This is a genomic window from Ruegeria sp. CH2, from assembly GCF_056537065.1.
Genome location: NZ_JBQFQV010000002.1, coordinates 119993 through 134988, shown reverse-complemented (window position 1 = coordinate 134988; position 14996 = coordinate 119993). Strand labels below are relative to the sequence as shown.

Here is a 14996-nt window from a genome sequence, read left to right as displayed (position 1 = left end):
TTCGATCGCCACGTGCCTCCAACGTGGCGTGCCTCAGACAAACCGCCATGCTTCCAGTTGGCAAAAGGGAAAAGCGGCAGTATCGGATCCGAGCTGCTACAAAACGTAACGGCTCAAATCCGCCGACTTGGTCAATTCACCCAGATTGTCGTCCACGAATTGTGCGTCGACAGTTATTTCTGTTCCGGCCCTGTCTGGTGCAGTGAATGACAGCTCTTCAAAGACCCGTTCCATGACTGTGTAAAGTCGCCGCGCACCAATGTTTTCAATGCTCTGGTTCACGTCGGCTGCGATCCGTGCCAAGGCGGCAATACCATCTTCGGTAAACCCAACCGTGACCTCTTCGGTGGCCATGAGGGCTGTATACTGCCGGGTCAGTGCGTTGTCGGTTTCAGTCAGGATGCGCACGAAGTCTTCCTCGGTCAGCGCGCGCAGCTCTACCCGGATGGGCAGACGGCCTTGCAGCTCGGGCAAAAGGTCTGACGGTTTGGCGATATGGAACGCGCCGGATGCGATGAACAGGATGTGGTCGGTTTTCACCGGACCGTGTTTTGTCGAGACGGTTGTACCTTCGATCAGGGGCAGCAGGTCGCGCTGCACCCCTTCGCGACTTACATCACCGCCACGCGCTTCTGTGCGGGCACAGACCTTGTCAATCTCGTCCAGAAAAACGATGCCATTCTGTTCCACCGATTCCAATGCGGTGCGGGTGACCGTCTCATCGTCCAGCAGCTTGTCTGCCTCTTCTCCGATCAGTACGTCATAGCTTTCGGCGACAGTCAGACGTTTCCTGACAGTGCGCCCGGCAAACGCCTTGCCAAAGATATCGCCCAGATTCATCATCCCCATCTGACTGCCAGGTTGTCCTGGGATATCGAACATCGGCATTGGGTTTGAACTGTCCGCGACGTCCAGTTCGATGACCGTTTCATCCAGTTCACCCGCCTTGAGCTTTTTGCGGAACATCTCTCGTGTGCCTTCACGGGCATCCGTACCAGCGATGGCGTCAATCACGCGGTCTTCGGCGGCCTGATAGGCTTTGGCCTTGACGTCTTCGCGCATGAATTCCCGTGTTTGCAGAATGGCGGCATCGGCCAGATCGCGGATGATTTGTTCCACGTCGCGGCCGACATAGCCAACCTCGGTGAACTTCGTGGCTTCGACCTTGATAAAGGGTGCGCGCGCCAGCTTGGCCAGGCGGCGGCTGATCTCAGTCTTGCCGACACCGGTGGGGCCGATCATCAGGATATTCTTTGGATACACCTCTTCGCGAATATCGTCCGGCAACTGCTTGCGGCGCCAGCGGTTGCGCAGGGCAACGGCCACAGCGCGCTTGGCATCCTTTTGCCCGATAATGAAACGATCCAGTTCCGAGACAATCTCGCGCGGGGTCAGGTCGGTCAAAGGGCAATCCTCTCGGTCGTATTTGCGTGATGCGGTCTAGGTAATCATGGCTTTGACGAAAACAAGCAAACCGCGGGTCTTGGCCGCGTTGGTTAACAATGCCTCATGCGGTTTGCAAATCCTTTGCTTGGGGAAAACACGAACCCTCTGTTACGGTTGCGTCAGGGTTACGAGCGTCAGGAGCATACAGAATGACGAAGATTGCCAAGATTACCCTGTTGTTTGTGGTGTTTGTGGACCTGATCGGGCAAGGTCTGGTCTTTCCCATCATCAATTCGCTGATCATGGAAACGAACTCGGGTTTCCTGCCGGAAAGCACGCCAGTGGGCCGCAGGCATTTTTACTACGGTCTGGTTATCGGATGCTTTTTCCTGTCGTGGTTTCTGGGTGTTGTTTATGTCTCGAAAGTGTCTGACTCGATCGGGCGAAAGAATGCGCTGCTGGTCTGCCTTGGGGGGGCGTTGGCCGGATATGCGCTGACCATTGTGGCGCTTTATCTCAATAACCTGCTTCTGCTGATCGTCGGCCGTTCGATTACCGGGTTCACTGCGGGCAATCAGCCCATCGCGCAGGCAGCGATGATCGATGGCAGCACTGACGCGTCTGACCGGGACCGAAACATGGGCTACATCGTGACAGGTGTCAGCTTTGGCCTTGTCGGCGGGCCGATCATCGGCGCGGTTTTGTCGGATTCGGCGCTGTTTGGCGGCTTTGCCACGCTGAAAACCCCGTTCTATGGCGCGTTCGTGTTGGTGTTGATCGCGATTCTTCTGGTGCTTCTGTTTTTCAAGGACACCCGAACCAAGCGCGAGCCCTTTGTGTTTCGTCCCCGCGATATTACCGACAGTCTGATCGCAGTTGGCGAACACCCTTTGGTTCTGAAAATCTTGCCAGTCTATTCGTTTTTCATGATCGCCAATGTCACATTCTACGTGTTTGTCGACAATTTCCTGACCAGCGCATTCGGGTATGGGGTCATCGGGGGCAGCGTGGCGATGGTTGTCATCGGTGTGGCGTTGGCCTTTTCCAGTACGTTCCTGGTGAAGCCTGCCCAGGAAAGGTTCAGCAAACACGCGATCATTTACACGTCGCTTGTGGTGATGGTCATTTGCGGGTTTGCCTTTGCCTTCAGCCCAAGCGGTGTATTCAGCTATGTCCCCGTGTTTTTCTTCTATTTCCTGTTCGGCATCGCCTATCCAACGCTGTTGGGCCTGTTCTCCTCAAGCGTCAGCGAGGCGGATCAGGGCTGGGCCATGGGCGTGGCCACCGCCGTGTTCTGTCTTGCGGGGGGGATCATGTCACTGATCGGTGGCGGGTTGATGAGCATCGATATCCGCGTTCCCTATTACATCGTGGTCGTAGCGGCGGTCCTGGGGCTGGTCGGCATGCACCGTCGATGGAAAGGCAAAGAGATCAAGGCGCTTTTAGCCTGAGATCGTCTCAACCGTCAGGTTGCCATTGGTGTAGACACAGATATCTGCTGCGATGGCCATGGATTGCCGGGCGATGTCTTCTGCGGATTTGTCGCTGTCCATCATGGCACGCGCGGCGGCCAGAGCGAAGTTGCCTCCCGACCCGATGGCAGCCACATTGTGTTCGGGCTCCAGTACGTCCCCTGCCCCGGTGATGACCAGCAGATCCCTGCCGTCTGTCACGATCAGCATCGCCTCAAGCTTTTGCAGATACTTGTCGGTGCGCCAGTCCTTGGCGAGTTCAACCGAGGCGCGGGCCAGTTGGCCGGGCGTAGCCTCAAGCTTGGCTTCGAGCCGTTCCAGCAATGTGAAGGCATCCGCTGTCGATCCGGCAAAACCTGCCACGACCTCGAACCCTCCGGGAGACAGGCGGCGCACCTTGCGCGCAGTGCCCTTGATCACGGTTTGACCCAGACTCACCTGACCGTCGCCGGCAATGACGACATGACCGTCCTTCTTGACGCCGATAATCGTTGTGCCGTGCCAACCGGGAAAGTCGTTATCTGCCATGATCGTCTCCGCTTTTGCTGGCGGTATATATGGGCCGGACCGGTTGTTGGCGCAACCCATTGCCAAACTGCCCAAAAGATATGCAAAAAATGCAATTCGGGGTTACCGGACCAGCAATTGTGAGTCCGGCCAAGCGGTACTAGATGAGGCTCACAACCGACGACGGGTCGGCTGTTTCTTCAATAAGGACTGCGCACATGGCAACTACAGCTAATATTCATGCGCCGCTCGGAGCAGCTACCATCCTGCACGTGGCGGACGTTTTCATCAATGCATTCGACAATGTTGTCGCATGGAATGAAGCCCGTAAAACACGGAACCTTCTGTCGGAACTCAGCGACACGCAGCTGGACGATATCGGTCTGAGCCGCGCGGATATCGCTAAAATCTGATCCAACCGACAGATCGTCAAACCGAACCAGCCGCCCGGATTTCCGAGCGGCTTTTTCGTTGCTCAGCCCTGGGCGTATTTCCCGGCAAGATCGGGTAAAAAGGCCTCGACCGCGGCAGTTGCAATGACGTGCAGAGTGCCAGCTTCTTCATCGGCGATATCCATACCACCTTTAACCGCGCGAACCTCGGCCCGGCCCCGTGGCAAGTCGACAGCAACCAGCTCGCAATTCACCTGTTCCGGATTCTGAACGCCGATTGTCACGCGCACGCGCATTTCGTTGTGATCGATCCCCAGTTTTGAAAACAGCGTGATGGATGAATGATGCAGCGCGTCCTGAACCGCGCGGCGGGCTGCTTTGGTATAATCCTGACCATAAAGGTCATTGCCAGTGCCCATTTCCAGGATGATCCGCTTTTCACTCATTGCGTCGGTTCCATGTCGAAAGAAACGATCAGTGCAGCATTGGCGATGACCGTGTGGCCGTCGCCATGCGGTTTTTCGATGTCCAGCCCACCCTTTGTGACGGTAATGTTGGGCTGGCCATAAGGGAAAACGGCTTTGAGGGCGTCGGTATCCACTTGATCCGGCTGCTGCACGCCGATTTCGGCATCGATGATCATCGCCTCTTTCGGGAAACCAAACAGTTCGGCCATATTGACCGAGTTGTGCCACAGTGCGTCCCTGATCGCCCGCAGCGACGCTTCGGTATAGTCCATTCGGCGCAGGGATGTGCCCATCCCGAATTCTACAAGAACGCGCGTTTTCGCCATTGGTTTCCCCGCCGATTCAACAAAAAAGGCGCCCCGATCAGAGGCGCCTTTCGAACAATTCGTTATCGCCAGATTAGATGGATTCGTCGATCCAGCTTTGCAGCGCGGCTTTGGGGGCAGCGCCTGCGCGGTTCGATACAACCTGACCGTCCTTGAAGATGAACAGCGCCGGAATGCCGCGCACGCCCATGGCGGCGGCAGAGTTCGGGTTGTTGTCCACGTCCACCTTGGCGATCTTGACCTTGCCGCCATATTCGGCGGCCAGCTCTTCCAGTGCCGGACCGATCTGCTTACAGGGTCCGCACCATTCGGCCCAGAAATCCACTACAACTGGAACGTCCGAGTTCTTGACTTCGGCGTCAAAGGTTTCGTCGGTGACGGCTACGGTCGACATATTATGTCTCCTGAATGAAATGCGCTTGGGTTGTGAAGGTAGGGGCGGCAGTAGGCAAGGTCAAGATATCTGGGTGCAGGCCAGGGCATCCGTCACAAGATCGTGTGGCAGCCACATAAGATTTGCCGTTCTTGTCCAGAGGATTGCGGTGCGTATCTTATGGTTTGGATAGATCTGCGACAGGGCCTGCGCATACGCGCCCATTTGGCGAAGTAACCCTTCGGGGCAATCTTTGACCCGGTTCGGAACGGTGGCATTTGATTTGAAATCAATCACATGGACATCGGTGTCTGTCACGATCAGGCGGTCGACAATCCCATACATTCGCTGCCCGTTCAGGTCGGCAGTAACAGGTATTTCGGCCAATGTGTCCGGCGTGAAAATGTGTCGCAGGCTTTCGGATGTCAGTACGCCTGTGACTTCGGTCAGCAATGCGCCCTGATCCTCTTGCCTCATGTCGGGCAGCAGGCGGGCACAAAGCTCTGGCCAGTGGTTCTGCGTGACTTTGGGCAGATGCTCAAGCAGCAGGTGCACGCGGGTTCCGCGCAGTTTAGCAGCGTCTTCATCCATACCAGCGTCACCCGGCAACGCCTTGGCCCCACCCAGATCCGAAGGGCTGATAGAGGCCGCCGGTACAACTCGTTCCGGTGCGGGGTGCAGGAACATGTCGGGCAGTTCTGCATGTTTGGCCGATGCAACTGACTGCTCGACCAATGGCAACCCATCCCAGTCGCCATGGGACAGCCGACGTGTATCTGAACCAGGCAGTTGCGTTGCCCCGGCCTTTTCCATCGCCGCCTCTACCATCTGGTACCAGCTGTTGCCATCTTTACCCAGATCACCCGCCGCCGACACGATCAGCCACTTTTCGGCCCGTGTTAGAGCCACATATAGCAAGCGAAGCCGCTCGTTTTCCTCGCGGGTGCGCGCCTCTGACCGGGCGTGAGTGATCAGGTTTGGCGATTGGTCTGCCGAAACCTTCCACAGCGGTGTCCCGTCTGCCACCATGATTTCGGCGTCGCGTGGCGGCTGACGTTTGCCGGTATCCGGCAGAATGACGATCGGAGCCTCCAGACCTTTCGAGCCGTGCACCGTCATCACCCGGATCATATTGCCGACCCCGCTCATCTGTCGTTTGATTTCCAGATCGTCGGTCTGCATCCAGACCAGAAATCCCGTCAGGCTGGGGATATCCGTCCGCTCGTAGGCCAACGCCTGCGACAGCAGGGCATTGATACCGTCTTCTGCCTCGGGTCCCAGTCGGCCCAACAGGTTTCGCCGCCCGTCATGTCGGGTCAGAATGCGTTCGATCAGGTCATAGGGGCGCAGAAAGTCGATCTGACTGCGCAGATCGTTCAGCACGGCCAGGGTTTTGGGGAAATCGTCGGCACGTCTGCGCAAAGCAGCCCACAGGAATTGCTCCTCCCGCCGATGGGCCAGATCGAAAAGCTGCTGCTCGGACCATCCGAACAGTGGGGATTTCAGAACCGTTGCCAGAGACAGGCTGTCTTCGGGCGTGGCCAGAAAGCTAAGCAGCGCAGCCAGATCCTTGACCGCAAGTTCGGCACCCACTTTCAGCCGGTCCGCCCCGGCGATGGGAAGCCCGGCAACCTTGCAGGCGCGAATGATTTCGGCAAACAAGTCGGACCGGCGTTGCACAAGGATCAGAAAATCACCCGGTTGCACTTTGCGTCGAACAAACTGGCCCTGCGTGTCCCCGTCTTCAGGGATCGTTTCGCCGTCATCGATCATTTTTTTGATCGTCTCAGCCACCCGTTCGGCCAGAATAACGGTATGATGCCGCGATCCGGGCCGGTCCACCGGATCGGTCCAATCCCCCTCTTCCGCGTCTTCGACTTTCTCGACGACGGGCCAAAGATCAACCCGACCGGGCAAATCGGATTTGAAGGCGCGGTGCTGGCTTTCCTTCTGAAATCCCGCATCGGCGCGGTTCTCAAAAAGCGTGTCGACCAGAGACAAGATCGCGCTGGAGGATCGGAATGAATATTCCAGCGTCGAATCCCACAGTTTAGAGCCTGATTCAGCGAGTTTTCGGTCAAACTCTTCCTGCATCCGGTCAAAAGCCTGCGGGTCGGCGCCCTGAAAGGAATAGATCGATTGCTTTTTATCGCCGACCACGAAAATCGTGCGCTCGACCCCTGATCGGGCCCCTTCCCCACTGGTGAATTCCTGAGCCAGTTTTTCGACCACATCCCATTGATCAGGGCTGGTGTCTTGCGCTTCGTCGACAAGAATGTGGTCGATACCCCCGTCTAGACGGTACAGCACCCATTCGGCCACCGCCGGGTCATTCAGAACCTGACGTGCGCGCAGGATCAGGTCGTCGAAATCCAGCCACCCCCGCAACTGCTTGCGGCGTTCATATTCCGGTAGAAATGCAGCGGCAAAGCGGTGCAAAACGGCGGTTTTCTGGGCGGCAACCAGCGCCAGTCGGCGTTCACGCGCGGCCTCGACCCGCAGCATGAGAGCTTCGAGTTGAGGCATCCGGTCCGCCAGCGCACCTTCGCGAAGGGGTTTGGTGGGAAAGCCGTTGATCTTGGCGGTAAACGGTTCTTTTGCGCCTTTTCCGGTCAGCAGCACGTCTTCCAGCATGGGCAAGTGAGCCAATCGTGCGTCGGTGAACCCTGCCAGCCTTGCCGCAGCCTTGGCATTATTGCCTCCACTTTCGAGCAATACGGGCAGCATTGATTGGATCAGCTGGACCTCACCACCCTGAAAAACGCTTTGGAACAACGCATTATCGTCGAAATGCGAGGGCAGTTCGAAGCGTTGCAGAAGATCAGACCAATCCAGTTGCTGCGCGAACAGGTTGCGTTTCTGGGTGATCGCCGCAGTCAGCTTGTCAAAGCCTGTATCGGTGACAAACCGGGCCACGTCTTCGATCAGCCCGGCCTGCGGGCCTTCTGCAAAATCTTCAACAATTTCTTCCCTTAGCAAAGCTGCCGCACGGTCTTCCATTTCCGAAAACTGCGGGCTGACCCCGGCCTCGAGCGGGAAACGACGCAGCAACGAGGCGCAGAAAGAGTGAATTGTCTGAATCTTCAAGCCACCCGGCGTCTCAATGGCGCGGGCAAACAGGGTGCGCGCTTGGGCCAATCGATCTGAATCGATGGTGCCAGTCACGCCCAATTCGGCCAGGTCCTTTTGCAGCCTGGCATCTTCCAGCATGGCCCATTTGCCAAGACGGTCAAACAACCGGTTCTGCATCTCGCTGGCAGCGGCTTTGGTATAGGTCAGGCAAAGAATGTGCTGCGGTTGGACGCCACCCAGCAGCAGGCGCGCCACCCGATCGGTCAGAACCCGTGTCTTTCCAGACCCCGCATTGGCGGCCAGCCAGGTCGAGGCATCTGGTCGCGCGGCCTGCACCTGCCGTTCGGTTGCTTCGTTGCGCGCGCTCATGTCAAATCCTCGGGGCGCGTTTCGGCTGTCCGGTCCCACTCGCCGAACCTGGCCAGATGATCATAGTCACCGATATCCGTATCCTTGTGTAGCATTCGGCGGGACGAATACCCCTGATCAGATTCTAAATAAGCCGAAATCAGCTCTTTCAGCTCGGCTAGAACCTTGTCGGCGGGTTCTTTCAGCAGCGGCGCGGGCACCTCTTTATAGGCACCACCCATCCCGATGAAGATCGCCTCTGCCACCGCCATCGGGTCAAGCCCTTCGATACCGCCCTGCTCGGCCATTGCGGCCTCGATCAGCAATTGCTTGTCGAATTTGGACTGCTGGCTTTCTGTCGGAGGCGCGCCGGTTTTATAGTCGATGATCCGCAAGGCCCCCCGGCTGTTGTGATCGATCCGGTCGGCGCGCCCTGTTATGGTGAAATCCAGCGGGTTCAGCACCAGCTTCATCGCCGCTTCAAAGGCCACTGGCCCGCCATCACCCCGGCGCGAAAGTTCGGCGCTGATAAAGTCGTCTGCGTTCCGTTCCAGTCGCGCAAGCCACAGGTGCCGCGCCGTGGGCCAGGCGACATGCTGCTCCAGCAATGCGTGCGCGCGCTTCAGGAAATTCTCACGCGTCAGCAAGGCGTTGTCGAGCACGCTATCCTTGACGAAATGTTCGAGGATTTCGTGGATTACGATCCCCCGCAGCAACGCGTCGGGTGCCTGGACAAGCGGGTCGAGAGGTTTCAAACGCAGCACATGCTTGGCATAGATGGCATAAGGATCGCGAATTAGCCGCTTGATTTCCGTTACTGACAGGTGACGTGGACGCGCGGCAACTGGCGGGCGCGGGGATGGGCGTTGCGCGGGGTCAATGCGCGGCGCGTCTTCCAGAGCGTCGGACCAATTCAGCCAGTTTTGGCCACGGGCGCGCATTTCGGCCAGCGCTTGGGGGCCACCCTGCTCAGGCAGGCCTTGCAACAGGTTTGTCAGCCGGTTCACCCAACGGGACGGCACCGTTTCCGCATCGTCCGAGCGGGTTGCGCGGGTTAGCCAGACCTCGGGCGCGCCGATGGCCTGTTGAAAATCATGCGCCGACAGGCCAATCCGCCGTTCGGGCAGCAACAACCCCGCTTTGTCACGCATCTGCCGGTTCAGCCAGGGGTCAGGAGCCGGAGCTTCTGGCCAACTGCCTTCGTTCAATCCGCCAAGGATCAACAGGTCCGCACCTTGTACCCGCGCTTCGAGTGTGCCCCAGATCATGATATGCGGATGTGGCGCGTCGCGGTCGCGGACCTCTTCCCCTGCAAGCAACGCGCCCAGAAGATCGGCAAAATCATGGGCTGTCATCGGCCCGCCATGTTGCGCCTCATCCCTGAGGGAATTCAGCACTGCCAGCGCTTTTTGACCCGCGTTCTTGTCCCAAAGCGTGCCGGTTTCACCTGCACTGCCGGCCGAGATCGCCTCGGCAAGTGTTGTGAGCCGATCTACCCAGTCGGAAAGCGCCAACTCGCCACAGATCTGTTGATCGCAGAAGTGGTGAACAACCCAGTGGGCCCAGCTTTCGGGGGCTTCTTTGCGTACTGCAAATGCTGCGAGGCTGGTGCCATCCGGAAATGGCGGGCCATTGCGGCGCAGGTCCAGTTCCAGATCACGCGTGTGCAGCAAATGGTTACCGCGTTCACTGCCGTCATGGCACAAAGGGTGTTTTAGCAAGGTAAGCAGCGCCTCGCCCTCCAGACGGCGCGTGAACAGACCAGCCACATGTCGCAGAAACCGGCCCGGAGGCGAGAGTTGCAGCGGCAGGCCGGCGCTGTCATCCGCCAGAATGTTCCACCGGTCCAGCGCGGCGCTGACCTGACGGGTCAACATGCGATCGGGCGTGATCAGGGCGGCGGTCTGACCGGTTTCAGCAGCCTGTCGCAGGCGCAGGGCAATGGCCAAAGCCTCGTCCCGCGGTGATTGCGCCTCGACCAGTGTCAGGTCTTTGGTTGCGCCGAGTAGATCAGCCAGTTTCGGGCCTTCGCTCATCCAGGCATCGGTGATCGGGGCCGGGCGCAAAGCCAGGGAAACCAGACGGTTACGGGCAGGCGAGGGGGCGTTCAGGTCTGTCCAGGGGGTGATCTGGCCGGGTGACAGGCCCAGCCCGCGCATCAACTTGCGAAACCGGTATTGCGGATGATCTTCCGAAGTCAACGCATCATCCAACCCTTCCCAAACGTGATCCGGCTGGTCGAAATCGTATCCGGGCAGTACCAGCGCCCCCTGCGGCAAGCGCGCGACGGCGTCCATCAGCATCAGCGTGGTGCCGCGCGAACCGGTTGACCCGGCCAGAATAACCGGATGCAGGGGGGGGGCGGTCTGCCAGCGGGCGATCAGGTTTTCGACCACGCGACGTTGGCGGGCTTGCGCATCCATCACCTGCGAGCCCGTGTCAATGAAATGATCTGCGATACCGATAAAGGTCTGAGCCCGCGCCCAATGGCCGGACATGTCGCTGACATCCAGCCCCCGGATCGTGTCCGGTGACACACCTTCGCCCTGCATTTCGTCAATCAGCGCCGCCAGACTGTCGGACAGGTCAAAAACCGACGACCGCGCGGCCAGATCTGGTTGTTGTTCCAACAATTTGGCTACCAGCTGCGTCAGTTCCAGACGCCGCCGAAGGGGCGGAATGGCAGGTGGAATATGGGCCAGATCAGCGCTGTCCCCCAGATCGGTTAACAGCGAGATGCGGGGCAGCAGGCAAGGTGGCCCCTGATTGAACAGATCACGTACGCGCCGCTCCATGCGTCGCGTGTTCAACACCAGTTCCACCCGCGCCAAAGCCTCGGGCGGGCCTGAACAACGCCGCTTCAGACCGTCGACCAACGCCTTGGGGAAATCCGTACCGGGCGGAACAGCGAAGACGCGGGGAAGGGGTTCGGGGTCAAACATCGGCAAGCAAATCCTCGGCCAGAGCGATCCCATCGGGGCGACCCACATCACACCAGCGCCCGGGATACTCGATACCGAACAAACGCCTCTGGTCGTGCATCTGGTTCCAAAGCAGGTTCAACGAAAACGCCGGCTGCGAGATGGCGTGCAATCCTTGTGTCTTGAGGATCTGCGCGCCCCCGTAAACCAAGCCGGGCCCACGCGTGATCCGCCCCGCCCGATCAGCGGTAAAATCACCGGGCCCGTCGTGACCTATGGCCTGCGCAGTTGGAACACACATCAAAAGCGCATCCATGCGGGCCGGATCCCATGCGTTTTGCAGCAGTTTCAATGGATTTGGGCCGGACCAGATTGCGTCAGTATTCAGGGTGAACACTGGGTCGGTTCCCAGCAATGGCAGGGCTGCGCGCAACCCTCCACCAGTTTCCAGGATCTCCGGCTCCTCCCGCGATATCAGAATGCCTTTGGGCCCGAGATGCGCGTCGAGCTGATCGGCGTGGTAATGCACGTTTGCAACTGTGCGAACAGGGCCAAGGTTGTCGACAAGATCCAGCGCATGGTCGATCAGGGGGCGCCCGGACACTTCGATCAGCGGTTTGGGTCGGTCCTTGGTCAACGCGCCCATACGGGTGCCAAATCCGGCGGCAAACAACATTACGGCAAAGGGTGATCCGGTCATTGCGGCCTCAGCCTGGCCAAATTCTGAGGTGTTGGTCGGGGCAGAGCGTCGTGCAGTAGCGAGGCCACGGAAACAAGGGCAGGGTGTTCCAGATCCCGCATGAGGTGCGACCAGACCGCCGGGATCATGTCCAGATATTGCGGCTTGCCGTAATCGGTTGCCAGCCGCGAAAAACCGCCAAGAATGCGAAGATTTCGCTGCGCGCCCAATACGCTGTACGCGGTCCGAAACTCGTGATCATCCATACCTGACCCTGCAATATAGCGGTTGATCATCTGCATTTCTGTTCCGACCGAAACATCGCGGCGAATGTCCTGAAGCAAGGACACCAGATCATAGGCGGGGTGCCCCAGCATGGCCAATTGGAAATCCAGCAATCCGACGCGCCTTAAGCCGTCGCGCTCGGGCAGCCAAAGAAGGTTTTCCGCGTGATAGTCCCTTTGAATAACAACTTTGTCCCCAGAGGTTTCTCGGTGCAGAATATCGGCAAACCGAAGTTCGAACCGGTCCAGAACGTCCTGATCAACATTGCCCTGAATTCCAGCGGCATATTTCGTAAGCGCCAGCGCCGCCAGATCCGTCATCAGGGCCGGGTCGTAGGACGGTAGCGACAATAATGGGGCCTGATGCAGGTGAAGCAACACGTCTGTTGCGGCCTCGTACAAAAGGCGTTCTTTGGACGGGTCTTTTTTCAGAACACGTGCAAATAGATCATCACCCAGATCTTCCAGCAGCAGAAATCCATATTCAGCGTCTTCTGCGTAGATCTCGGGCGCACTCAGGCCAATCGAACGCAGATACTCAGCAACACGCACAAACGATTCGACGCTTTCGCCCTTGTCTGGTGGCGCATCCATCAGGACAGCCGTTCGCCTACTGACCGGATCGGTCACGCGTTCGTAACGGCGGTTCGATGCGTCGCCGGCCAGTGGTGCACGCGTTGCCCCGGCCCAAGGAGTTTGTGCAATAAGGGCCTCTGCCAGGACTGTCCTGTTTGTCATCCTGCACTCTCCAGCTTTTTTACCCATTTCGGATCGGTCCATGACAAGGACACGTGGCGGGTATCTTCTGTGTCAGGGTCTGTTTCGAAGGCCAGCTTTAACGAAGCGGCAGGGGCTAGTGCGCCCAGCTTTTCCGGCCATTCCACAAGGCAGATTGCTGTGTCAAAGGCGTCGACCAAACCCAGTTCATCCACTTCCTCTAACGCGTTCAGCCGATAAAGATCGCAGTGCCAGATCTCACCGGCAGGGGTGTCATAGGTCTGAACCAAAGTGAATGTGGGTGACGGCACATCTTCCGGTTCAGGCATAAGTGATTGAATGAGGCTGCGTGCGAAATGCGTCTTGCCGCTGCCGATTGCACCACTAAGCAACAGGACATCCCCGGCATCAAGCGAAGACCCGACACGGGTCGCAAAATCTGCGGTTTCATCGGGCGATCTGAAGGTCAGAGTTTGGGGGGGCGTCGTCATGGCGCCACAATGACGTTCTGCCCAATCGGCTGCAACCCCGGTTCAGGCGCTGATCTGTTCCAACGGGGCGGTTTTTGTCAGAAGATCCACGGGTGCAAACCGCACGATCGTCGCACCGTTATGAACCGGTGAAACCGTGCAGTCCAAAGTAATGCCCGACCGCATCCGGATTTCAGCCGTCCATTCCGCCCGGTTATCCCGCATTTCGACGAAATCCCGGATCTCTCCCAGAATCGGCGTAGCAACACAATGGTCCTGCCACCGCCGCGTGACATCGGTGACCGTGTCGGTCTGAAAGCCGATTTCCTGTGCGTCGCCCCAAAGCTTTTCGTAGGCGTAGTTGGTAAGGGCCAGGGTGCCATCATCGGCAAATACAGCTATTGCATCGGCCAGCTTGTCCAATATGGATTGCATCAGATCCATCTCGGACCGGAAGCGGCGCGTCAACGTGATTTCGGCCGTAATATCTTCGAACAGAAACGCAACAGCCCCGTCGGGGTGCGGCCTGCCGCTTACAGAATAAACCGAGCCAGAGGGAAGCGACCATGTTTCGTGGTAATTGCCGCCCTCGGCCGCTTCGAGCAGGTCGTTCATCTGACGCCGCCATGTACGGTAGTTCTTGGGCTCTGGCATCATGTGCTGATCCCTTAGCCGGTCGAAGAAACTGCTGATATTCGGGCGGCAGCTGAGGAAATCCGGCGGCAACGTGGTCAGATCGATCAGGGCCGGGTTGAACAGCGCCAGTTGCCGGTTGCGATCGAAAATGGCCAGGCCGATCGAAAGTTGAGCAAACGTCTTGGTCATGGTCTGCACGAACTTGCGTTGCGCGGTTTCCGCTTCGACAATGGCGTTGATGTCTGTGGCGTAACATAACCGCCCGTTTTCCTGTTCGATCTGCGTCAGGTCGAACCACAACTTGCTGTTGGTCCCAGTCACATCTACCGAAACCCTTGATTTTCCAAGCGACGGCGCATCAGAGGTGCCCGGAAACAGCGGGGCAGTCAGATCGGCATCCTGACCACGCGCCCGGCGAACAAGCGTGACATAAGCCGCATTGCACCATTGCACCTGGCTGTTGTGATCCAGCAACCATACCGGATAGGGGGCCTGTTCCATGGCCAGACGGCTCGGTTCACTCAGCGTGCTTGACCCAGTCGGAGATATTCTGGCCGGTTCGTGCAGACGCACGCGGACAATCCCGTCGATCCATTCACACACGACTTCGCGTTCGACTGTGCAATCAATGGCCGAGATTACCAGTACATTTTGATCGCGAACCTTTTCGGGTGTTTCGGGGAAGGTGGGGAAATCCCTTTGCAGCAGGCGGCGCAAGTCCTGCCAGCTTCCAACATGTTCGAACCCGGCAAGCGCGATATCGGAGTGGCTGATCAGGTGATCACCATCAAACAGGAATACCGCATCGAACAGGGATGTTGTCGAAAACAAACCAAAGACATCGTCGCGTCGCGTCTGGCGTGGCAATAACCACTGCACGGCAAAGCATCCCGATACCAGGCTGATCGCGGCCAGAATGATCCAGTCGGCCATGAATATCCCCAAG

At 58.2% G+C, this 14996-nt stretch carries 13 protein-coding genes; 2 read left to right on the top strand and 11 right to left on the bottom strand.

What is annotated here, in order from left to right:
• Positions 1 to 96: 96 nt before the first annotated feature.
• The gene (gene hslU / locus ACR0M9_RS05280; protein ID WP_480474422.1) at positions 97 to 1404 is read right to left on the bottom strand and encodes an ATP-dependent protease ATPase subunit HslU; all 1308 of its coding nucleotides are present in this window, start codon (positions 1402 to 1404) and stop codon (positions 97 to 99) included.
• A 191-nt stretch (positions 1405 to 1595) separates the two neighbouring features.
• Here hslU and ACR0M9_RS05275 point away from each other — a divergent pair, with 191 nt between their 5' ends.
• Entirely contained in the window at positions 1596 to 2837 is a 1242-nt protein-coding gene (locus ACR0M9_RS05275; RefSeq protein ID WP_480773022.1) for an MFS transporter, read from the top strand.
• On the opposite strand, the gene hslV is transcribed toward ACR0M9_RS05275, so the two are convergent.
• The gene (gene hslV / locus ACR0M9_RS05270) at positions 2829 to 3386 is read right to left on the bottom strand and encodes an ATP-dependent protease subunit HslV (protein WP_480474424.1); all 558 of its coding nucleotides are present in this window, start codon (positions 3384 to 3386) and stop codon (positions 2829 to 2831) included. The genes ACR0M9_RS05275 and hslV overlap by 9 nt on opposite strands.
• Positions 3387 to 3583: 197 nt before the next feature.
• On the opposite strand from hslV, the gene ACR0M9_RS05265 reads away from it, so the two are divergent.
• On the top strand, positions 3584 to 3778 hold the full coding sequence (locus ACR0M9_RS05265; protein ID WP_209505251.1) for a DUF1127 domain-containing protein: 195 nt from the start codon (positions 3584 to 3586) through the stop codon (positions 3776 to 3778).
• A 62-nt stretch (positions 3779 to 3840) separates the two neighbouring features.
• Here the strand turns inward: ACR0M9_RS05265 and ACR0M9_RS05260 are convergent, their stop codons facing one another.
• The 9 genes from ACR0M9_RS05260 to ACR0M9_RS05220 all read right to left on the bottom strand — a co-directional run bounded on the left by ACR0M9_RS05260 (position 3841) and on the right by ACR0M9_RS05220 (position 14983).
• Positions 3841 to 4203, bottom strand: coding sequence for a Lin0512 family protein (locus tag ACR0M9_RS05260; protein WP_480482586.1), 363 nt, complete (start codon positions 4201 to 4203; stop codon positions 3841 to 3843).
• On the bottom strand, positions 4200 to 4550 hold the full coding sequence (locus ACR0M9_RS05255; RefSeq protein ID WP_209598521.1) for a Lin0512 family protein: 351 nt from the start codon (positions 4548 to 4550) through the stop codon (positions 4200 to 4202). Before ACR0M9_RS05255 ends, ACR0M9_RS05260 begins: the two co-directional genes overlap by 4 nt.
• Positions 4551 to 4623: 73 nt before the next feature.
• Entirely contained in the window at positions 4624 to 4944 is a 321-nt protein-coding gene (trxA, locus tag ACR0M9_RS05250; RefSeq protein WP_209505247.1) for a thioredoxin, read from the bottom strand.
• Positions 4945 to 5004: 60 nt separating this feature from the next.
• On the bottom strand, positions 5005 to 8364 hold the full coding sequence (gene addA / locus ACR0M9_RS05245) for a double-strand break repair helicase AddA (RefSeq protein ID WP_480773021.1): 3360 nt from the start codon (positions 8362 to 8364) through the stop codon (positions 5005 to 5007).
• Positions 8361 to 11285 (bottom strand): double-strand break repair protein AddB, encoded by a 2925-nt coding sequence (gene addB, locus ACR0M9_RS05240; protein WP_480773020.1) that lies wholly within the window; start codon positions 11283 to 11285, stop codon positions 8361 to 8363. The genes addA and addB overlap by 4 nt, the downstream gene beginning before the upstream one ends.
• Positions 11278 to 11964 carry a nucleotidyltransferase family protein gene (locus ACR0M9_RS05235; protein ID WP_480773019.1) on the bottom strand — a complete coding sequence of 229 codons (687 nt, stop codon included), beginning with the start codon at positions 11962 to 11964 and terminating at the stop codon, positions 11278 to 11280. Before ACR0M9_RS05235 ends, addB begins: the two co-directional genes overlap by 8 nt.
• Entirely contained in the window at positions 11961 to 12965 is a 1005-nt protein-coding gene (locus tag ACR0M9_RS05230; protein WP_480773018.1) for an aminoglycoside phosphotransferase family protein, read from the bottom strand. Before ACR0M9_RS05230 ends, ACR0M9_RS05235 begins: the two co-directional genes overlap by 4 nt.
• Positions 12962 to 13435 carry a tRNA (adenosine(37)-N6)-threonylcarbamoyltransferase complex ATPase subunit type 1 TsaE gene (tsaE, locus tag ACR0M9_RS05225; protein ID WP_480773017.1) on the bottom strand — a complete coding sequence of 158 codons (474 nt, stop codon included), beginning with the start codon at positions 13433 to 13435 and terminating at the stop codon, positions 12962 to 12964. The genes ACR0M9_RS05230 and tsaE overlap by 4 nt, the downstream gene beginning before the upstream one ends.
• Before the next feature lie 42 nt (positions 13436 to 13477).
• Positions 13478 to 14983 carry a PAS-domain containing protein gene (locus tag ACR0M9_RS05220; RefSeq protein WP_480773016.1) on the bottom strand — a complete coding sequence of 502 codons (1506 nt, stop codon included), beginning with the start codon at positions 14981 to 14983 and terminating at the stop codon, positions 13478 to 13480.
• Between the last annotated feature and the right edge of the window lie 13 nt (positions 14984 to 14996).